The 21530-nt window shown below is 65.4% G+C and carries 17 protein-coding genes; 9 read left to right on the forward strand and 8 right to left on the reverse strand.

Going from position 1 to position 21530, the window contains the following annotated elements; genetic code table 11:
* Positions 1–30: 30 nt before the first annotated feature.
* The 6 genes from BGP00_RS18635 (at position 31) to BGP00_RS18660 (ending at position 6568) form a co-directional block, all read left to right on the forward strand.
* Complete coding sequence (locus BGP00_RS18635) at positions 31–1857, forward strand: ATP-binding protein (RefSeq protein WP_292688049.1); 1827 nt, start codon at positions 31–33, stop codon at positions 1855–1857.
* Positions 1854–2795: a response regulator gene (locus tag BGP00_RS18640; protein ID WP_246870053.1), complete on the forward strand. Its 942-nt coding sequence runs from the start codon at positions 1854–1856 to the stop codon at positions 2793–2795. Before BGP00_RS18635 ends, BGP00_RS18640 begins: the two co-directional genes overlap by 4 nt.
* A 218-nt stretch (positions 2796–3013) precedes the next feature.
* A complete protein-coding gene (bioB, locus tag BGP00_RS18645) occupies positions 3014–4099 on the forward strand; it encodes a biotin synthase BioB (protein ID WP_292688053.1) in 1086 nt (361 codons plus the stop codon).
* A gap of 77 nt (positions 4100–4176) precedes the next feature.
* Complete coding sequence (locus BGP00_RS18650; protein WP_292688055.1) at positions 4177–5244, forward strand: 8-amino-7-oxononanoate synthase; 1068 nt, start codon at positions 4177–4179, stop codon at positions 5242–5244.
* The gene (locus BGP00_RS18655; RefSeq protein ID WP_292688057.1) at positions 5241–5828 is read left to right on the forward strand and encodes an alpha/beta hydrolase; all 588 of its coding nucleotides are present in this window, start codon (positions 5241–5243) and stop codon (positions 5826–5828) included. Before BGP00_RS18650 ends, BGP00_RS18655 begins: the two co-directional genes overlap by 4 nt.
* Positions 5792–6568 (forward strand): methyltransferase, encoded by a 777-nt coding sequence (locus tag BGP00_RS18660; protein WP_292923740.1) that lies wholly within the window; start codon positions 5792–5794, stop codon positions 6566–6568. Before BGP00_RS18655 ends, BGP00_RS18660 begins: the two co-directional genes overlap by 37 nt.
* 231 nt (positions 6569–6799) lie before the next feature.
* On the opposite strand, the gene BGP00_RS18665 is transcribed toward BGP00_RS18660, so the two are convergent.
* The 7 genes from BGP00_RS18665 to BGP00_RS18695 form a co-directional block, all read right to left on the reverse strand.
* Complete coding sequence (locus BGP00_RS18665) at positions 6800–8140, reverse strand: anti-phage deoxyguanosine triphosphatase (RefSeq protein ID WP_292688061.1); 1341 nt, start codon at positions 8138–8140, stop codon at positions 6800–6802.
* Between the two features lie 19 nt (positions 8141–8159).
* Positions 8160–9572 carry an efflux transporter outer membrane subunit gene (locus tag BGP00_RS18670; RefSeq protein ID WP_292688063.1) on the reverse strand — a complete coding sequence of 471 codons (1413 nt, stop codon included), beginning with the start codon at positions 9570–9572 and terminating at the stop codon, positions 8160–8162.
* An 8-nt stretch (positions 9573–9580) separates the two neighbouring features.
* Complete coding sequence (locus BGP00_RS18675) at positions 9581–11110, reverse strand: MDR family MFS transporter (RefSeq protein ID WP_168603173.1); 1530 nt, start codon at positions 11108–11110, stop codon at positions 9581–9583.
* A gap of 2 nt (positions 11111–11112) precedes the next feature.
* On the reverse strand, positions 11113–12204 hold the full coding sequence (locus BGP00_RS18680) for an HlyD family secretion protein (protein WP_292688065.1): 1092 nt from the start codon (positions 12202–12204) through the stop codon (positions 11113–11115).
* 180 nt (positions 12205–12384) lie between these two features.
* Complete coding sequence (locus tag BGP00_RS18685; RefSeq protein WP_292689181.1) at positions 12385–13305, reverse strand: formylglycine-generating enzyme family protein; 921 nt, start codon at positions 13303–13305, stop codon at positions 12385–12387.
* A gap of 85 nt (positions 13306–13390) precedes the next feature.
* Positions 13391–15133: a sulfatase gene (locus BGP00_RS18690; RefSeq protein ID WP_292688066.1), complete on the reverse strand. Its 1743-nt coding sequence runs from the start codon at positions 15131–15133 to the stop codon at positions 13391–13393.
* A gap of 105 nt (positions 15134–15238) precedes the next feature.
* Entirely contained in the window at positions 15239–16192 is a 954-nt protein-coding gene (locus BGP00_RS18695) for a LacI family DNA-binding transcriptional regulator (protein WP_292688067.1), read from the reverse strand.
* A 266-nt stretch (positions 16193–16458) separates the two neighbouring features.
* On the opposite strand from BGP00_RS18695, the gene BGP00_RS18700 reads away from it, so the two are divergent.
* Positions 16459–16986 (forward strand): hypothetical protein, encoded by a 528-nt coding sequence (locus tag BGP00_RS18700; protein WP_292688069.1) that lies wholly within the window; start codon positions 16459–16461, stop codon positions 16984–16986.
* Between the two features lie 3 nt (positions 16987–16989).
* Here the strand turns inward: BGP00_RS18700 and BGP00_RS18705 are convergent, their stop codons facing one another.
* Positions 16990–17853 carry a response regulator gene (locus tag BGP00_RS18705; RefSeq protein ID WP_292923736.1) on the reverse strand — a complete coding sequence of 288 codons (864 nt, stop codon included), beginning with the start codon at positions 17851–17853 and terminating at the stop codon, positions 16990–16992.
* Positions 17854–18397: 544 nt separating this feature from the next.
* Between BGP00_RS18705 and BGP00_RS18710 the strand changes: the two genes are divergently transcribed.
* Positions 18398–20578: an ATP-binding protein gene (locus tag BGP00_RS18710; protein WP_292688071.1), complete on the forward strand. Its 2181-nt coding sequence runs from the start codon at positions 18398–18400 to the stop codon at positions 20576–20578.
* Positions 20578–21522, forward strand: coding sequence for a hypothetical protein (locus BGP00_RS18715; RefSeq protein ID WP_292925837.1), 945 nt, complete (start codon positions 20578–20580; stop codon positions 21520–21522). The genes BGP00_RS18710 and BGP00_RS18715 overlap by 1 nt, the downstream gene beginning before the upstream one ends.
* Positions 21523–21530 lie beyond the last annotated feature (8 nt).

The following is a 21530-nucleotide window of genomic DNA, read 5'->3' on the forward strand; positions in this document are numbered from 1 at the left end:
GGATCATGCAGCCCGATTGCGCGTTACACCATGTCGACAGCAATCAGCCAGCGGGGGTCGACAGATGGCGGCAAGCGACAGGATCGACAGGCTGGCGTGCCGCCTCTTTGCGCGCCGGATGCGGGGCGCGGCGGGATGATCGAAACCTTGCGCCTGATGGACAGGATCAAGTCTGCGCCGGGGCGCTTCATGCTGGTGATGGCGGCCATGGCGGTGATGATGACCGCGATCATCGCGGCGGCCTATTGGGCGCTGGGGCGCAGCCTGCCGGCGCAGAGCATGCCGATGGTGCGCGCTGTTCTGGTGACGGCGCTGGGGGCGCTGCTGGCGGTGGGCGGCGCGCTGGGCGGGCTGATCCTGCGCGCCTATGACAGCCGCCGCGCGGCCCTGTCCGAGGCGCGCCGCCATGTGGCCGACCTGCGCGCCGAGGTGGCCGCGCATAATGCCACGCTGGAGGAACTGCATCTGGCCAAGGAGGTGGCCGAGGCGGCCAACAGCGCCAAGAGCCGCTATCTCGTTTCGGTCAGCCACGAGATCCGCTCGCCGCTCAATTCGATCTACGGCTATGCGCAATTGCTGGAGCGCGGGCATGACATCGCCCCGATCGAGGCCGCGCGGATCATCCGCCGCTCCTCCGAACATCTGACCAATCTGGTCGAGGGCCTGCTGGATATCAGCCATGTCGAAAGCGGGGTGCTGCGCCTGTCGAACGATACGGTGCGCCTCAAAAGCCTGCTGGATCAGATCGCCAGCATGTTCCGCCCGCAAGCCCAGTCGCGCGGGTTGACGCTGGTCTATGAAACACAGGGTCATCTGCCCGAATTCGTGCGCACCGATCAGAAGCGCCTGCGCCAGATCCTGATCAACCTGCTTTCCAACGCGATCAAGTTCACCAAGGCGGGGCAGGTCACTTTCGGCGTCACCTATCGCTCTCAGGTGATGAGCTTCACCATCGCCGACACCGGGATCGGCATTGAACAGCAGGACCTGGCCCGCATCTTCGCCCCCTTTGAACGCGGCACGCATCCCGAGGCTCAGCGGCAAAAGGGCATCGGCCTTGGTCTGGCGATCACGCAGGCGCTGGTGCATATCCTGGGCGGCGATCTGGCCGTGAGCAGCGAGCCGGGCGTGGGCACGACCTTTACCGTGCGCCTGATGCTCAGCCCGGTGCAGGCCAGCGTGCAGGAGGTAAAAAGCACCCGCGCGATCACCGGTTTTGACGGCCCCCCGCGCCATGTCCTGCTGATCGACGATGACCCGGACCAGACCTCGCTGCTGCGCGGGCTGCTCGAACCCTTGGGCTTTATCCTGCATATTGCGCATGATGGCGATTCCGGTCTGGAACTGGCCCGCCAGCACCGGCCCGAACTGGTGCTGCTCGATGTCACCATGCCGGGCCTGTCGGGCTGGGAAGTGGCGCGGCGGCTGCGCGCGATGCGGGGCGGCGATATACGCATCATCATGGTTTCGGGCGACGCCCACGAGATCCGGCAGGGCAGCGCGGGCTTCATCGCCCATGACCAGTTCCTGATCAAACCGGTCGATCTGGACGCGCTGATCGATGCGGTGGGCAGCCTGCTGGGCCTGCACTGGCGCGGGCGGACCGAGGAGGCCGAGGCCCCCGAACCCGCGCCGGACCGCGAGGCCCTGCCCGATGAAGCCCGCCCCTTTCTGGCCGATATCGAGAGCGATCTGCGCATCGGCCATGTGCGCGGCGTGGAAAAAGCGATCCGCGCGATGGAGGCCGCCGTGCCGCAGGCCGCCCCCTTGGCCAAGCGGCTGCTGGCCAGCCTCGACCGGTTCGATCTGGGCGAACTCGCCGCCGAACTTGCCGCCAACAGACGCGGAGAGGCATGATGCGACACGACCCGCTGATGGCGCAGGACCCCCAGCCCCATGTCGACACCGTGCTTGTGGTGGACGATACGCCCGAATCTTTGCGCTTTCTGGCCGATACGCTGGAGGTGGAGGGCATCCGCGTGCTGATCGCCACCAGCGGCGAGGCGGCGCTTTCGCTGCTGTCGCATATCGTACCCGATCTGATCCTGATGGATGCGGTGATGCCGGGCATCGGCGGTTTTGAGGCCACGCGCATCCTCAAACGCAATCCGGCCAGCGCCCGCGTCCCCGTCATCTTCATGACCGGTCTGACCGAAAGCGAGCATGTGCTGGCGGCCCTTGAGGCAGGCGGCGTCGATTATGTGCGCAAGCCTCTGGTTATCAACGAATTGATCGCGCGGGTGCGGGTGCATATGGCCAATGCGCGTCTGGCGCAGGACAGTCAGGCCGCGCTCGACGCCAGCGGGCGCCATCTGATTTCGATGGGGCGAGAAGAGCAATTGCTCTGGTGGACCCCGCAGGCCGGCAGCCTGCTGGCGGAAAATTGCCCCGAATGGAGCGTGGTGCCCGGCCCGGCCCCCGCCCCGCTGCGCCCCGCCCTTGCCCGTCTGGCCCGCGCCGATGAAAGCGGGGCCAGCGTCCGGCTCGACCTTGCCCATTCGACGCTGGAGCTGGTGCTGGTGGCGCGGATGCGCGGGGCCGAATGGCTGGTGCGATTGAATGACGTCAACCCGGCGGGCGACATCGCCCTGCTTCAGGCCCGCCACGGATTGACCAGCCGCGAGGCCGAGGTCCTGCTGTGGATCAGCTATGGCAAGCCCAACCGCGTCATCAGCGAGATATTGTCGATCTCTCCGCGCACGGTGAACAAGCATCTGGAGCAGGTTTTCGTCAAACTGGGCGTGGAAACGCGCGCGGCGGCGGCGGCGCTGGCAGTGCGCGCGATTAACGGGTGACGGGCCGATTTTGCAAAGACTCTCTTTGCAAATTTGCAAGATTACCGTGGACGCCGCCCCCGTCCTGACGCATCACCGTGTGAAACGCGCCATGTTATTGCCCATCGGGATGGTCATTTCACCGCTTGATGGCTTGAGCCTTGGCCCGCGCGCGCCTATCGCGGCATGCGTAACAATGCCCAAGGCCGCGCAGGACAGCGCCGAATGGAGAATACCCGATGACCGTGCCCCCTCTCGACACCCCGGCCAGTTCTCTCGTGGCCAGTTCTCCCGTGGCCCGCACTGACTGGACGCGCGAAGAGATCGCGGCTTTGTTTGATTTACCGTTCACCGAACTGGTCTATCGAGCGGCTGAAATCCACCGCGCCAGCCACCCGGCCAATGAGGTCCAGCTTTCCACGCTGCTCTCAATCAAGACCGGCGGCTGCGTCGAGGATTGCGGCTATTGCAGCCAGAGCGTCAAGGCCGACAGCGGGGTGAAAGCCACCAAGCTGATGGAAGTGCAGTCGGTTTTGCAGGCCGCCGCGCGCGCCAAGGATCAGGGCAGCAGCCGCTTCTGCATGGGCGCGGCATGGCGCAACCCCAAGGACCGCGACATGCCCGCGATCATCGAAATGGTGAAGGGCGTGCGCAGCATGGGTCTTGAAACCTGCATGACGCTGGGGATGCTTTCCGACCATCAGGCCGATATGCTGGCCGAGGCGGGGCTCGATTATTACAACCACAATATCGACACCAGCCCTGAGAAATACGAGGAAATCACCAGCACCCGCACGATGGGCGACCGGCTCGACACGCTGGGTCAGGTGCGCCGCGCTGGGATCAATGTGTGCAGCGGCGGGATCGTCGGCATGGGCGAAACCCGCGCCGACCGGGTGGGCTTTGTCCATACGCTGGCCACTTTGCCCTCGCACCCCCAATCGGTGCCGATCAACGCGCTGGTGCCGGTCAAGGGCACGGTGCTGGGCAATATGCTGGCCGATACGCCGCTGGCCAAGATTGATGACGTGGAATTCGTGCGCACCGTGGCGGTGGCGCGGATCACCATGCCGGGATCGATGGTGCGTTTGAGCGCAGGCCGCGAATCGATGTCGGAAATGACGCAGGCGATGTGCTTCCTTGCCGGGGCGAACAGCATCTTCACCGGCGACAAGCTGCTGACCGCGCCCAATGCGGGCGATGACAATGACATGGCGATGTTTGCGCGTCTGGGCCTGAAACCCATGGCCGTGACCCGCACCGAGGCCGAGATTGCCGCCGAAGCCATGCCCAAGGGCTGCGTCAAGCTGGAGCAGATGATCTGAAGGGTTTTGAAACTCACCTTGCCGCCGCGCTGGACCGCATAGACCAGCGCGACGAGCGGCGCATCCTGCGCGCCAGTGTGCCGCAGGATGGCGGGCGGTTGCTGCGCGATGGCGCCATGCTGGTCGATTTTTCCAGCAATGATTACCTCGGCCTCTCGCGCCATCCTTTGCTGGCGCAAAGGTCGGCGGACTGGGCGCTGGCCCATGGCGCGGGATCGGCGGCCTCGCGGCTGGTGACGGGCACCCAACCGCTGCATCAGGCGGTCGAGGAGAAGATCGCCCGGTTCAAGGGCAAAGAGGCCGCGCTGCTGTTTCCCAGCGGGTGGCATTGCAACGCGGCGGTGCTGGCGGCCTTGCTGCGCGCCGCGCCGGGGGTGCAATTGTTCACCGACCGGCTGATCCATGGCAGCCTGCACGCAGGCGCAGCGGCCCACCGCCAGATCCGCTTTCGCCACAATGATCTGAACCATCTGGCTGACTTGCTGGCCAAGGCCGAGGGGCCGAAGATCATCGTCACCGAAAGCGTGTTCAGCATGGATGGCGACCGGGCCGATGTGGCGGCGCTGGCCGATCTGGCGCGGGCGCATGATGCGTTTCTTTATGTTGATGAGGCCCATGCCACCGGCGTGCTGGGGCCGCAGGGGCGCGGGCTGACCTATGGCCATGACGTCGATCTGGTGATGGGCACGTTCAGCAAGGCGCTCGGGTGTATGGGCGCCTATGTCGCGGGCAGCCGCTTGCTGATCGACTATCTGGTCAATGCCTGCGGTGGCTTTATCTTTTCGACCGCGCCCTCGCCCGCGATGCTGGGAGCGGTCGATGCCGCGCTCGATCTGGCGCCGGGGATGGAGGCCGAACGCGCGAAGTTGGCCGATCACGGCGCGTTTTTCCGGGAAAGCCTGAACAGCGCGGGGATCGCCACAGCCGACAGCAGCACGCAGATCGTGCCGGTCATCGTGGGCGATGCCGGAGCGGCGCTGGCTCTGGCGCGCGATCTGGTCGCCGAAGGGATGCTGGCCGTGGCGATCCGCCCGCCCACGGTGCCACCCGGCACCAGCCGGTTGCGCGTGGCGCTGCATGCCAATCATGCGCGGGCGGATGTGGCCGCGCTGGGCCGCGCGATTGCGGCGCGGATTGGCCGGTGAGAATCGCGCTGCTGCATGGCTGGGGGTTTGATGCGGGCGTATGGGATGCGCTGGCGCCCCTGTTGGCGCCTCTGGGCGATATCACGCGGATGGATCGCGGCTATTTTGGCGCAGCGGTGGAGAGCGAGCGGCCCGATCTGATGATCGGCCATTCGCTGGGCGCGATGCTGCTCTCGCGGCGCTGGAGCGATGTGCCCTTGGTGGCGATCAACGGGTTTGACCGGTTCTGCGGGACCGATGCGGTGGCCCCGCGCGTGGTTCAGCGGATGGTGAAGCGTTTTGGCGAAGACCCGGCCAAAGTGCTGGCGGATTTCCGCGCCAGTATAAGCGGCGGCCCGGCCCCGCCGATGGTTTCCCGTGAACGACTGGGTGAGGATCTCGCGTTGCTGGCCGATCAGACGCAGCCCCCGGCACATCGCGCGTCCGTACTGGTGCTTCAGGCGGAGGATGATCCGCTGTTGCCGCCCGCGCTGCGCAAGAGGGCCCTTGGCGGGCCCTCTGCGGTGTGCGACCAAGGGGGGCATCTGCTGCCCCTGACACAGGCGGCATGGTGCGCGGCGCAAATTGCGGATTTTGCGCGATGATGGCGCAGCGCCTTGTTTCCGAAGCCTTTGGCCGGGCCGATAATTACGATGCCCATGCCGGGGTCCAGCAACAAGTCGCCGCGATGCTGGCCGAAACGGTGGCGGCGCAGGATTTACCCCCCGTCCCGCGCGTGCTGGAGATCGGTTGCGGCACGGGCTTGCTGGGCGCGGCGCTGATGCCGCTGCTGCCCGGCGCGCGGTGGGTGATGAGCGATCTGTCGCCCGCCATGTTGGCGCGGGCGCGGGCGCGTTTTGCCGGGCATGGCGGGGTGGATTACCGCGTGATGGATGGGCAGGCGCCAGACGCAGAGGGGCCGTTCGATCTGATCGTGTCCAGTCTGGCGTTTCAATGGTTCAATGATCTGGGCGATGCGGTGGCGCGGCTGAATGGGCTGCTGGCACCGGGCGGCCTGCTGGCCTTCAGCACGATGATCGCGGGCAGTTTTGCGCAGTGGCGCGCGGCCCATGCCGGGGCGCCCTGCGGGCTGGCCGATTATCCGGATGCGGCGGATCTGCGGGCCATGGGCTTTGCCGTGCGCGAGGTGGAATTGGCGGTGGAAGGCGGCGGACGGGCCTTTTTGCGCCATCTGCGCGGAATTGGCGCGGATGTTCCGCGCGCGGGGCATCGGCCTTTGTCGGCAGGGCAATTGCGGCAGGTGATCGCCCGATTCGATTCGCAAGGAGGCCGGGCAACCTATCGCGTGGCGCTTTGCCTGCGCCGGAATGCTGCGTCGCAATAATTGCATACCACGCATCTTGGCCTTTGGTATCACAAATCATAGCGCTAAACCGACCGAAATTGCTGATCTTTGCATTTACCTATTCGGCAATTGCATTCTTTGCATCAAACCCGGCAATTTTGCACTTGCGAAGAGGCCCGCCGATCCGCATAAGGAACAGGCCTTTCAGGCATCCTCTCCCAAACTTCCAAAGGCCAGCCTCCGGGCTGGCCATTTTTTTGCCCGCAAGCCTTACAGCCTGTCGAACACCGATCCCATGCGCGGGGCAAACAGCCGCTCATACGTCTTCAGCAGGCTGGTATCGGTCATCGCCGCCACATAATCGCAGATCGCGCGGACCCCATAGGCTTCGTAAAACGGCATCCGGTCGCGCGGCAGCAGACGCGCCGGGTCCGCCTGCATCGCCTCGAACACGGCCACCACCATCGTCTGGCCCTTGAACTCAAGATGCTGGACCGCCGGGCTGGTGATCACCTCGCGCACGACCAGATCCTTGAGCACATCGAGGAAAGCCTTCTGCCCCGGCGCCATGCCCACCCGCCAGCGCAGCAGGGGAGCGTCGAATTCGGGCATTTCGACATAATGCACCGCGGTCAGGAAATGATGCACCAGCCGCCCGATGAAGCGCTTGCGGCTGTTTTCGCCGCCGTACAATCCATCGACGAATTGGCGCATCACATCATTGGCGCTCTCGCCGGGATATTTGGCCTTGAGCGCATCGAGGAAGGTGGGGCAGCGATCCGTGACGGCGGCGGCAAAGGTCTCGCGGTGGATCAGGTCCAGCGCGATGGCGTCCTCAAGGTCATGGACGCCATAGGCAATATCATCGGCCACATCCATGATGGAGCAATCGAGCGATTTATGGCGCGATTTGGCATGGCTGCCCGGTTTTTCCTCAAAACCCTGCAACAGCGCGCGGTCATCGACACTCAGCGGATCGAGAATCCAGTCCACCACATCGCTCTCGGTGTCGAGATAGCATTTGGGCGACTTGGCGCTGGCCGCATCGATGATCCGCAAGGTGGTCGGCCCCGGCGAAAGGCGCGGCGCGATGGCCGGATTGCGGACCGCCGAATAGGCCACCGGATATTGCAGCACCCCCAGCAAGGTGCGCCGGGCCAGATTGGCCCCGGCATTTTGCGAGAAAGTCTCCAGCCGCGAAAGGATGCGCAGGGTCTGGCCATTGCCTTCAAACCCGCCCTCCTCGCGCATGCAATAGTTCAGCGCCACCTCGCCCCCATGGCCAAAGGGCGGATGGCCGAAATCATGGGTGCAGCCGATGGCGTGAATCATGCTGCGCCCCGGCAGGATCGCGGTGGCGGGATGATCGGGCGCGTCGCGCTCCAATTGCCGCGCAATGCCGCCCGCGATCTGCGCCACCTCCAGCGAATGGGTCAGGCGCGTGCGGTAGAAATCGCTGTCGCCCAGGTTGAGGATCTGCGTCTTGCCCTGCAGCCGCCGGAACGAGGCCGAATGGATGACGCGGGCATAGTCAATGTCGCCCCCGTCGCGGGCGTCCTCATTCTGCGGGGTCCAGTTTTCGCGGCGGGCCAGCCAGAGCGTGTCATCCATGGCCGCGCCTATAGCGCGATCAGCCCTGCCAGCCCAAGCCCAGCGCCTTGGCAATGGCGATATAATCCACCACCACTTCGGCCCGGCCCTGCGCGCTGGTGATCGCGGCCTGCAAGACCTGCGCGTCGCGCTCGGTCTGCTCCAGCTTGGAGGATGTCCCCGCGCTCACCCTTTGCGCGCCAAGGCCCGCGTTGGTGCGCGCGGTCCCCTCGCCCGCCTCAAGCTGCGTCAGTCGCTCGCGCGCCGCGCCGAAACGCGACAGGCTGCTCTCGGCATCCTCAAGCGCGGCAAGGACCGCGCGGCGATATTGCGCCTCGGCGCTGTCGCGCTGGGCCTTGGCCTGCGCCACGGTGGCCTGGCCCTTGCCCCAATCGAGGCCGGACCATTTCAGCTGCGGCAATATGCCATAGGCCGCCGTTGCCGGATCGACGATGCTGGAGAGCGAAGAACTGCCCATGCCCAGAATGCCGGTAAAGCTCAGGCGCGGCATCAGCTTGCCCCGCGTGGCGCCGATCTGCGCCGTATTGCCCGCCAGCAGGCGTTCGGCCGCGCGCACATCGGGGCGCCGCGCGATCAGCTCCGCCGGATCGCCCACCGCCACTTTCGCGGGCAGCACGGGCAATGGCCGGGCCGAAGCCAGAGCCGCGTCCAGATCGCCCGGCGCCTTGCCGGTCAGCACGGCCAACTGGTTCATCGCCACCTCGACCTGCGCGCGCAAGGGAGCCGCCTGCGCCATGGCGCTGCGCATATCGCCCTCAGAGCGCGCCACATCGGCCAGCGTGGCCACGCCCGCGCCCTGACGCTGGCGGACCAGATCGAGCGCCTGCTGGCGCAAGGCCACCACCTGCGCCACCATCGCCTGCCTGCTTTGCGCATCGCGCAGGTTCACATAGGCCTGCGCCACCTGCGCCGAGAGGCTGACCTGCGCATCGGCCAATTGCGCCTTGGCCCGATCGACACTGGCGCGCGAGGCTTCATTGGTGCGCTTGTTGATGCCCCAGAAATCGGGCTCCCACGAGGCGGTCGCGCCAAGGTTGTAGATTTCGAGCGAGGTCCGCTTGCCCCCTGCGCTGAACGGCGGAAGATCAGCCTTGGCCGCGATCAGCGTGGGCGCCACCGAGGGCAGATCGCTGGCCTGCTTTTGCCGCAGGACCGCGCCCGCTTCGCGCACCTTGGCCTGCGCATCCTCGACGCTGGGGCTGTGGGCCAGGGCATCCCCGACCAGCACATTGAGCTGCTCATCGCCCAGCACTTCCCACCAGCGCGCCAGCACCGGCCCCGCCTCGACCGCCGCAGCCCCGCGCGCAAAGCTCTGTCCGCCGGCCACCTTGGGCGGCCCGGCATAATCCGGCCCCAGCGCGCAGCCCCCCAAAGCCAACGGCAACGCCAGCGGCAATCCCACAGCAATCATCAGCGGCAAACGGGTCATCATGGCTCTCGTCAATGCATGGGGACGTCAGGCGCGGCGTCATTGGAAAACGGGCGCAGCAACAGGACCAGCGGCAGCACGATCAGCGTGCCATAACCCATGATCCGGAAAATATCATTATAGGTCATCACCAGCGCCTGAAGCTGAAGCTGGGCCTCAAGCTGGGGCGCGGCGCGCAGGATGCCGCCCATGGCGCGGACCTGATCCTGCACCATCGGGCTGTTGGCATGAAGCGTTTCCTCCAGCCGCCTTGTGTGCAGCCACAGGCGGTTGTCCTGAATGATGGCAATCCCGGCCAGTGCGATGCTGCCCCCCAGATTGCGCACCGAATTGAACAGGCCCGAAGCATCGCCCGCCAGTTCGCGCGGGACCGAGCGCACGCAGGCCTGGCTGAGGAAGAGCATCCCCAGAATCTGGCCCACGCCGCGCATCAATTGCGATTCGACGAAATCGCCGCCGTCCGACCCCATCGTCATGCCCGTATCGATCAGAGACGACACGCCCATGATCAGCAGGCCGAAACACACCGCCAGGCGCACGTCGATCCGTTTCAAAAGGATCGGCACAATGGCCATCATGAACAGGCTGGGCACGCCGGAAATCAGCACGATCTTGCCCGATTGCAGCGCGTTGTAATTGGCCACCGAGGCCAGGAACTGGGGGATCACATAGGAAGTGCCGTAAAGCACCATGCCCAGCACCAGCCCCATGGTTGCCACCGCGCCGAATTGCCGGTCGAGCAGCAGTTTGAGCTGGATCACCGGCCGAGCGGCGAATTTTTGGCCGATGCCGATGCAGACAAAGCCCACCGCGCTGAGCACAGCCATTTCGCGGATCACGGGCGAGGAAAACCACTGCTCGCGCTGCCCCTCCTCCAACAAGACCGTCAGCCCGCCCAGCCCCAGCGCCAGCCCGACAATGCCGAACCAGTCCGCCTTGGCAAATTCGCCCAGATGGCTTTTCTCATGCGGCAGACCAAGGATCAGCAGCAGCAAAAGCGCGATACAGACCGGCAGGTTGAGAAAGAAGGCATAATGCCAACTGACATTCTCCGTCAGCCAGCCCCCCACCAGCGGCCCCATCACCGGTCCCATGATGACCGTGACGCCAAAGGCGGCAATGCCGATCGGCTGTTTGTCGCGCGGCAATCGCATGGCGATAATGGTTTGAGCCGTGGGAATCAGCGCCCCGCCGGTAAAACCCTGTCCCACGCGCCCGATGATCATCATCGTCAGCGTGTCGGCCCAGCCGCAGATCATCGAGAAAAAGGTGAACAGGCTGGCCGCGATGAGGAGAAAGGTGCGCAGGCCCAGCACCCGCTGAAGCCATGCGGCCAGCGGAATGATCACAATTTCGGCCACCAGATAGGAGGTGGCCACCCACGTCCCCTCGGTGCCCGATGCGCCGATTTCACCCTGAATCGTGGGCAGCGCGGAATTGACGATGGAAATGTCGAGCGTCGCCATCAACGCGCCCAGCGTCCCCGCCGCCACCGCCAGCCATGCCGACAGATCGGCCTTTACCGGAGGCGCATCGACCATGATCAGCGCGCCGTTTTCGTGTCCACCATCGCCGTCACCGACAGACCCGGCACCAGCAGACGGCGCGTTTCATCATTGGCGTCAATCGCGATGCGCACCGGAATGCGCTGAACGATCTTGGTGAAATTGCCGGTCGCGTTGCTGGGCGCGATCAGGCTGAAGCTGGCCCCGGTGCCGGGCGCCATGCTTTCGATCCGGCCCTTGATCGCATGGCCGTCCAGCGCATCGACCTTGATCGACACGCTCTGTCCGGGGCGCATATGGGCCAATTGCGTTTCCTTGAAATTGGCCACGACATAGATCTTGGAAAGCGGCACCAGCGTCATCAACCGCGTGCCCGCCGAAACGAACTGGCCCGGCGTGACATTCTTGTCGCCGATGCGCCCGTCGATCGAGGCGCGGATGGTGGTGGCGTCCAGATCGACATTGGCCGCGTCAAACTGCGCCTTGCCGCCCAGCCCTTGCGCGACGGCCTGCTTGGCCTGCGCCTCGATGGCGGCGATGCGGCGCTGCTGGGCCTCGATGGCGGCGGTCTGGGCGCGGACCTGCGCGGCGGATTGGTCGGCGGCGGCGCGCAATTGCGACAATTGCTGGGCCTGCTCGGCTCCGCTGGCCACCAGCGGGGTGAAGCGCTTGACCTGATCGGCGTCGAATTGCGCCTTGGCCTGCGCGGCGGCCAATTGGGCGCGGGCCTGTTCGATCCCGGCGCGCTGTTCGGCAATGGCGGCCTGCGCATTGGCCTGCAGCGCCTCGGCAATCGCTACCTGCGCCGATGCCTGCGCGGTCTTGGCCTTGTAATCGCGCGGGTCGAGCGTGAGCAAAGGCGTCCCCGCCTTCACGTCCTGATTGTCAGTAACCAGAACCTGCGCGACATAGCCCGAGATGCGCGGGGCCACGGCCAGCGTGTCGGCGGCGATCTGCGCGTCATTGGTTTCTTCGATATAGCGACCATGGGTGAAATAGTCCCAGCCCCACCAGCCGCCGCCCAGCAAAAGCGCCAGCCCGACAAAGGGCAGCACCTTGCGCGCGGGCGAGGACGAGGAACTTTCGGAGGATTCAGCCGTCTGGTCAGCCACCTGGGAAGTATCGGTCATGCAGTACTCTCATACGTGCCAAGGCCATTTCGCATGCCGAACCTATTGGGCAAGCGGGGGTTTTGCAGGCGGTATAGATGATTTCTATTCCTGACAAGCCTGTCATCAGGGTTTAACCCGAAGTCAACCATCGGGCATCAGGGGCACGCGGCGCCCTCGAAAATTGCGACGCCGACCCTCTCAGTCGGCGTCTTTTACACAGCGAAAGCCGATATGGCTGGTCGAACTGTCGATGGATTGTGGGTGGCGTGCGGCGGGGCGATAGCGCTGGCAATAGCTGGGCGCGCAAAGATGCGATCCGCCCTTGATGACCTTGCGCGGAATTTTCGCGGTGGGCTCGGATGGATCATGGCTCTTGGCGCGAAAACCGCCGCGCGGATTATCAATGGCGCAGCAGGCGCTCTTCCTGCGCGGGCGCGTCTCGGAGGGCAGGCTCCACCAATCCTCGCAGATTTCCCAGACATTGCCGATCATGTCGTAGATGCCATAGCCATTGGCCGGGAAGGCGCGCACCGGGCTGGTCCGCACCCAGCCGTCGGCGGCGGTGTTGGCAAAGGGGAACATCCCCTGCCAGGTGTTGGCGCGATGCTCGCCACCCGGCGTCAGCTCATCGCCCCAGGCATATTCGCAATCCTCCAGGCCGCCGCGTGCGGCAAATTCGAACTCGGCCTCGGTGGGCAGGCGCTTGCCCGCCCATGCGGCATAGGCGGCGGCATCCTGATGCGTGACATGCACGACCGGGTGGTCGAGAATATCCTCGATCCCGCTGTCCGGCCCCAGCGGATGGCGCCAGCAGGCGCCCTCCACCCAGCGCCACCATTGCGACGGATCGCCCAGATCCACCGGCCGGTCCGTCATCGTGAACACCAGCGATCCGGCCACCGCCAGCGCCGGATCCATGCCGGGATAATCACGCGGATCGGGCGCGGTTTCAGCAAAGGTGCGGTATCCGGTGGCCTCAACAAAAGCGGCGAACTGCGCATTTGTCACCGGCGTTTCATCCACCCAGAAGGAAGCCACGCGCACCTTTCGGCGCGGCGCCTCCTCTGGATAGAAGGCCGAGGAGCCCATCATGAAGACACCGCCTTCGACAAGGCGCATGCCTTCACGGACGGAAGGGGCGAAGGAGGATGGAACGCTGCTCATCGCTTGTTTCTATGGCCGCTCAGGCGTCTTGCAAAGGCCCTTACTTCGCCGGGATCTGCTTGAACTGCTGATCGACGGTTGGCGCGTTCATAAAGGGCTTGCCGGCGGCCTGCGCCGCGCCCTTGGCCGGGCTGTCGGGCAGGATGTCGTCCATGCGGTCGGTGCGATTGGGTTCGACCAGCCATTCCGCCGGGAAAGGCGCCGCACCCGTGCCGCCCTTCATCCGCCGCACCGAGCCGATCGACTGGCGCGCGGTATAGGGAATCGCATGTTTGCCCTTGTTGTTGGCCAGTTGCTCATAAAGCGCGGCGCGCAGGGTGATCTTGTCTTTCAGATGCGCCGGATCGTCGATCAGATTGGTCATCTCGGTCGGGTCGGCGCCGATGTCATACAGTTCCTCGCGGTCATAAATGCCGTGATACTGGATATACTTCAGGTTGCCGCGCGTGATGGCAAAGGTGGTCGGCGTTTCGGGGAAGCTCCATTCCCAGTAATATTCATAGATGAAGTCGCTGGGGTTCCACTGCGCGGGATTTTGCGCGCCGGTGATCAGGCCCCATGCGTTCTGGCCCTCGAACTGCTGGGGCATGGTCTTCACGCCCGCCGCGCTCAGGAAAGTGGGCGCGAAATCGAGGCCGCGCACGCGCCCTGTATTGACCGCATTGGCGGGAACCGTCCCCGGCTCCCACATCACCAGCGGCACGCGCACCGAGGCTTCATAGGCCGTGCGCTTGTCGATCAACCCGTGGTCGCCGATCTGGAAACCATTGTCGCTGGTGAAGACGACCAGCGTGTCCTTTTCCAGATGGTTCTTTTTCAGATACGCCATGATCCGGCCCAGCGAGTCATCGACCGCCGAGAGCGTGCCATAGTAATATTTCAGGTATTCCGTCATTTTCATGTCAGAATTATAAAAGAAATCAATGCCATGCCACGTATTGCGCTGATCATAGACCCAGCGCGGCTTGCCCTTGTAATTTTCCGGCGTGTTTTCCGCACTGGCGGGCAGGGCGAATTTTGCCTTGTCATACTGATGGGCATAGCGCGGCGGGGGCAAAGGATCGGAATGCACCGCCTTGTGGCTCAGATAGAGGAAGAAGGGCTTCTTGGGGTCGCGCTCCTTTTCCAGCCAGTTCATCGCATAATCGGTCAGCTCGTCGGTGATATAGCCGGTCTGGGCGACTTCCTTGCCATCGACGTTGAACATGTTGGCCTTGCCCGCGGCAACGGCTGCTGCGGGCATGTCGCCGGTCGGGTAATAATGCCCCTGCCCCTTGAAGCTGAGCCATTTGTCGAAGCCGGGGCGCGGGGCGTCGGTGTCATTGCCCATGTGCCACTTGCCGATAAAGGCGGTCTGATACCCGGCCTGCTGCAGATATTTGGGGAAGAAGGTCAGGCCATCTTCGCTGGAATTGTTATTGTCCACCACGCCATGGTTGCGCGCGGTCATGCCGGTCAGGATCGTCGCGCGGCTGGGGCTGCACAGCGAGGAGGTGGTCACGCCATTGGGGAAATAGGTGCCCTCGCGCGCCATGCGGTCGATGTTGGGGGTCTGGAGCAGGCCGGGCTGGAGGAAACCCATGCCGTCAAAGCGCAGATCGTCGACCAGCACGAAGATGATATTGCGGGGGCGGGCATGCGCCGGGGCGTCGAAGGCAGGCGCAGCGGCAGGAGCCGGGGCTGGTTTGGCCGCCGCCTGGGCCATGCCCGACTGAAACGCCACAGCGGCAAAACAGGCCGCACCACCCAGAATCACTTTATGCAATTTCGCCATCGGCCTCATCCCGTTGCAGGGCGTCGGCGGTGAATCGCCACCGACGCGCCATCTTTCCGCAGCCTGAATGACGCGGCCCTGCGGCCAAGTCAAGAAAATACCAGCGCTGGTATTTTAAGTGGATTCGCGGATCACCAGATGATGCGCGAAACTGGCATCCGCGCCTCTCCGGTCCAGCGCCAGATCCACCGCGATCCGCGCGATTTCCTCGACCGGCTGGTGAATGCTGGTCAGCGCCGGATAGCACATCTGCCCCTCGACCGCATTGTCGAACCCGGCAATCGCCACATCCTGCGGCACGCGGAAACCCATGCGCAGAGCGCAAGCCATCGCCCCCAGCGCCATCTGGTCATTGGCGGCAAAGATCGCCGTGGGCCGCCGGGGCAAGGCCATCAGATCGCGAAACGCCTGCTCGCCATCAGCAAAATTCATCCCCGCGCGCACCACATGGCTGTCGGGCAAATCCAGCCCGCTTGTCGCCAGCCCCTCGCGAAAGCCGGTCAGCCGTTCCTCGGCGGCCATTTCCGGGCGCGGCGGGGCGATCATCGCCAGCACCCGATGCCCCCGCCCGACCAGATAGTGCGCCATTTCCCGCGCAATCGCATGATCATGCACCTCGACGCTGCGCCCGATGCCGTCATTCTTGCCCGCGATCCGCACCACCGGCTTGCCCAGATCCATCAGCGCGGCCAGCACGCGCGGATTGTCGGCAAAAGGCGGCACCACGATCACCGCATCCGGCTCACATGAAAGCGTGATTGACAGGTCATCGCCATCCATCACCTCGAGCACCAGATGATAGCCCACCTTGCGGCAGGCATCGGCGGTGGCCACCATGATGCGCGAAAAATAGCTGTAGGTCAGGCGCGGGGCGATCATCGCGATGATGAAGCTGCGCCCGCTGGCCAATTGCCGCGCGGCCAGCGCCGGGCGATAGTTCAATTCGCGGATCGAGCGTTCGACCTTTTCGCGCACGCCGGGGCGCACCGTCTGCGCGCCATTGATGACGCGCGAAACCGTCTTGATCGAAATGCCCGAATGCTGCGCCACATCCTTGATCGTCGCCATGGCCTGCCATTCCTTTTGCCGATCCGGGCTGATGCGCCATTTTACCTGCGATGCGCAAGAGGCAAGAGCATAATACCAGCGATGGAATTTAACCGCTGGGGCCCTTTCGCGCAAACGATGCCATTTGCGTTGGACGAAGCCGTCGGCATTATGTAGGCATGATCCACCGGCAGCATCTCCATCGTCAAGCGCTGTCGGCTGAGAGTTGTCATGCTCCCGCTTGCCTTGGGAGCCTTATGTCCAGAAACTCCATGACAAGACAGGCCATGACGAGACAGGCCGATTGTCTGCGATCCGACACCATCAGACCATGGTTCGACCACACCAGCGCCCTTGCGCTGCACAGCTCTTTCGAAACGCTGCGGGCCGGGTGTCTTTATCTGATCGAGCGTGAAACCCGGATGGGCGCCGCCTCCAGCGCGGCCAAGGTGATGATGCGCGTCTCGGGCAACCACCTCAAGGAACTCGACCGCTTCTTTTCGCTGCTGATCGGCGAATATCGCGCCTTCCTGCGGGCGATGGCGCCCCATGCCAATCCCGCCCCGGCCGATCTCCACCCGCTACACAAACATCGCCCCCGCCTGCGCGCGATCCGGCGGCTTCAGATCGCGGCCTGCGACGGACCGGTGCGCAACCATTGCGCGATCACCGCGCGCGATCTGGCCACGGCCTCGCTGGGGCTGGCGGGGGGCAGACAGGCGGCGGGGAGGCCTTTCGTGCTGGATGACCGCGCGCTGGCCGAAATCGCGCGCTTCTATCTCGCGCTGGCCGGGGATGTCGTGGGCCTGGCCTGAACGTCAGCCGTGCGTCCGCGTGACATGCGGCACAAAGACATAGCCCTCATTGCGCACCGTGCGGATCAGCTCGGACACGCCGCTGCTGCCCGCATCGGTCATCTTGCGGCGCAGGCGCGACAATTGCACATCGATCGCGCGGTCGAAATGATCAGCATCCCCCCCGCGTGACCATTCCAGCAACTGGTCGCGCGTCACCACCCGGCGCGGATGCTGGGCAAAGGCCAGCAGCAGGCGGAACTCGCCTTCGGTCAGCGTGATCATCCGCCCATCGGGATCGAACAGCAGCCGCATGTCCAGATCCATCCGCCAGCCTTCGAAATAAAGGCCATTGGCGCATGTCGCCCCGGCCTGATCCTGCGAGGGGCCGGGCGCGCCTTCGGCCGCAGCGGCATCGGCCGGGGGCGCTTCTGCTCCTCCGGCGCGGATTTCCATCGCCTGATCCAGCACCGCCTGCGCCGCCGCCTTGCGCCGCAGCACGGCGCGGATGCGCGCCAGCAATTCGCGCGGGTTGCACGGTTTGGCCAGATAATCGTCGGCGCCCATTTCCAGCCCGACCACGCGGTCGATATCCGATCCCACGGCGCTGAGCATAATCACCGGCGGCGCTTGGGGCCCAAGGCTGCGCAGCGCGGTCAGCCCGTCCTCCTTGGGCATCATCACGTCCAGCACGATCAGATCATACGAACCGGCCTCGAGCATCCGGCGCATTTCGACCGGATTGGCCGCCGTGGCTGTCTGATAGCCATGCTTGCCCAGAAATTCGGACACGACCGTCCTGATGCCCTTGTCATCATCAACGATCAGGATTTTGGTCGCCAGATCCATGGCGTTGTGTGTGGCCTGCATCCCGTGCCATTTCCACATTTTTCTGGCCCGCGAATTTCAGAAATTTTTCAACGCCCGCGCCCGGTCGCCCCGCCGATGAAATCTGGCCGAAATCATCGCGCAATCGAACGGGGTCAATCTGGCTTCATGACCGATGCATCGCCCTCCTTCCCTGTGTCCGGCCCGGCCGCGACGCAGGCGTTTGCGGGCCATGCCACCGGCCAAAGTCCTGAACGAACGGCGAGCGGCCCGGCCCAAGGACATGCAACCGCCCCCACTGGTGCATGTCCCGGCCAGACCGCGCTTCCGTCCGCCGCCCTGATCCCGCTCGAAAGCACCATCGCCCCCCCGCTTTCGCTCGGTCCCTGGTCAGGGCGGCGGCATTGGCCTTTGGCCCCCCGCTCCTTTTTGCGGGGATAGCGCGGCCATGTCTGCCCCATCCCCCATGCCGCCGCCTGGCGCCGATAGGGGCCGGGACAGCGAAACCGCGCGCGCGGTTTCCTCGATATTTGCGCGTAACCAGCCCGGATCGCCCGGCGATGAAGCATCGCTTTCACCCCCGATCTATGGCAATTGCCGGGGCATGGCCGCATATTCTTTTCGCCGCAGACTGGCGCTGCCGCTGGGGCTGCAAATGCTCGGACTGCTGGTGGGCGTCCTGATCGTGGCGCAATGCGCGACGCTGGCGCTGACCGTGCTGATCCCGCCCGCCAGCCCGCAGCGCTGGGATCTTGAGGCGGTGGCGCGGATGCTGCTGGGCCATGGTTCACGGCAAAACGGGGCGGAAAGCGACAATCTGGAAATCCGGGCCATGAAAGGCCCTCCTGATATCAGCGGCTCGGGCTGGCTGGTGTCGGAAACCTCGCGGGAGGCATTGGCGCGGCGGCTGGGGCAACGGTTGGATCACGTTGTGCTGGCCTTTTACACGCAATTGCCGGTGGGCGGGGTGGCGGTGCCGGCGGGCGGTTCGCGCGGGCCGATGGCCTTGAGCGACCCTGAGGGTTCGGACCTGTTTGCAGGTCTGCTCTCAGGCGCCATCGGCACCGCCCATGCGCAAGGGATGCATGGCGGCCCGCTGGGCGGCGGCGCGGCGGGCAATGGTTTTCCGGGAGGGGGCTTTCCGGGAGGGGGCTTTCCGGGAGGAGGCTTTCCGGGAGGAGGCTTTCCCGGTGGCGGCTTTCCGGGAGGCGGTTTCCCCGCAGGGCATCCCGGCGGCGGCATGCCCGGAGGAGGCGTTCCCGGCGGCGGTCCTCCGGGCGGGAGCGCTCCGGGAGGCCACGCCCCCGGCGCCAGTCCCGCCGCCAATAGCACAGGCAGCGCGCCTGCCAATGCAACCCCGCATACCGCCGCTCCCACCACGCCTGCCGGCGGCCAGCAGAGCCAGACCGGCGGCGCCGCGCGGATCACCGCGCCCGGCGCAACGGGGCTGGGCTCCGGCGGGCAAGGCCCCGGCGCGAATGGCGGCCCCATGGGACCGGCCATGGTTGGCCCGATGGCCTCGCTGGGCAATCCCGGCCCGGCCTCGGTTCCGCCCTCCGCTCTGCCGCCGATCCATCTGCCGCGCGCATCGGGCGCAACCCCCGCCCGCCCTGCCGCCGCCGATCCGGATGCCGCGCGCAATGACACCCCGCAGGCCGAAGCCTCCGCGCCCTCTCACGCCGCCGCCCCATCGCTGCCCGACGCGCCTGTCCCTGCGGCCGCCGATTCGGGCGCGGCGACGCCTGATTCCGCGCCGCTGGGCGTGCCCCAACCGATCCCTTTCCGCGAAGGCAAGGGCGCGCTTTCCTTCACCACGCCGCCTTTTATCGAGGGCGATTTCGTCGCCGCAATGCGTCAGGATGACGGCACATGGATCGCCGTTGCCCCGCGCGCCGAACCCTTTCCCAACCGCTGGCAAAAGCGGGTGATGCTGTGGTTCGTGCTCTCGCTGCTGATTACCGTGCCGCTGGCGCTGATGTTTGCCCGGCGCATCGTCAAGCCGCTCGAAGGCTTTGCCCGCGCCGCCGAGGTGCTGGGGCGCGATCCTTCGGCCAATGTCGTGCCTTTGTCAGGGCCTGCCGAGGTGGGCCGGGCCGCGCGCGCCTTTAATCAGATGCGCGACCGGCTGCGCGCCTTTGTCGATGACCGCACCGCGATGGTGGGCGCGATCAGCCACGATCTGCGCACCCCTTTGACGCGCCTGCGTTTCCGGCTGGAGGATGTGCCCGACGAACAACGCGACGCGCTTCTTGCCGAGGTGGACGAGATGGAGATGATGATCAGTCAGGTCATTGCCTTCATCCGCGAAGCATCGACCCCCGGTGCCCGGCAAAGGCTGGATCTGGCCACGCTGGTGGCCGATGCGGTCGAGGATGCGCGCGTGATGGGCGACCGGGTGCGGCTGGATATCACCACCCCGATCCGGGTCGAGGTCGATCCGCTAGGCATTCGCCGCCTCTTGGGAAATCTGCTTGAAAACGCGCTGAAATATGGCCAGCAGGCGCGGGTGCGCGTATTGGTGAATGAGCAGGGGGCCGTGGCCGAGATTGTCGACAATGGGCCGGGCATCCCGCAAGAGGATCGTGAGCGTGCCTTTGAACCCTTCTTCCGCTGCGAACAGGCCATCGAATCGGACAAGCCGGGCAGCGGGCTGGGGCTGGCGGTATGCCGCTCCATCGCGCGGGCGCATGGCGGCGATGTCCTGCTGGAGCAGCGCGAGGAGGGCTTTGTCGCCAAGCTGGTGCTGCCCACGCTCTATGACGACATGATGCCCAAGGCGGCATGATGAAGCGGATGATCCTTGGCGCCGCATTGGCGATGACGGGCGGGGCGATGACGGGAGGCGCGGCGCAGGCCCAGCAGGCGGAAACAGCCCGGCCTGAAAGACTGGAAATCCCCGCCGCCGCGTCGGTCGATGCCGCCCCCGCCGATCCTGCCCCCGTCGATCCCAAGGCGATCTGGGTCGCCAGCGCCACAGGCGGCGTGGTCGACCGCGACACCACATCCTCCAGCCCCTATGGCGCGCTGGCCATCACCCGCTACAAGGGGCCGACCTATCTGCGCGCCTCCTACACCCTGTTTGGCGGCACGCTGCAACAGGCCGATGCGGCGATCCCGTCCACCTATCACATCGGCTCGATCGGCGCGGGAGGCAATTGGCACGGCTGGGTGGCCGATGCCTATGTCAGCTATGGCAGGCAGGTTTACGGCGCGATTCAGGCGCAGGGCATCGCCCGGCAAAGCGGGGTGGCATCGGGGGCCGATTATGTCGCGGCGGGGCTGCGGCTGGGCCGGGTGTTTCAGCCATGGGCGCGCTGGTACATTACCCCGACGATTGCCGGGCAATATGTCTATACCCGCTCGCTGCATCAGCGGTTCGATTTCTCCACTCTGTCATGGTCGGATTTCGAATTGCGCGAAAGGGCGCTGACGGGGATCGCCTCGGTGCGGGTGGACCGCGCGCTGGGACGGCGGGGGCAGCATTATCTGGGCCTGTCCTATTCGCATTACGTCACCGACAATGGCATGACGACATGGCAATTGGCCCCGCCGCCCGACACATCCGGGCCGCAGCCGCTGCGCACCCCCGACGGGTTTGACGAAGTGGCGCTCTCGGGCATGTGGCAGATCCGCCCCCGGCTCTGGCTGGACACGCAGGTGGCGCGCACGGCTGGCGCGGTGGCGGGTAACAGCACCACCGCATCCATCGGGTTGCGGGTGCGGTTCTAAGCTGTTCC

Source organism: Novosphingobium sp. 63-713 (assembly GCF_001898925.1).
Taxonomy (GTDB): domain Bacteria; phylum Pseudomonadota; class Alphaproteobacteria; order Sphingomonadales; family Sphingomonadaceae; genus Novosphingobium.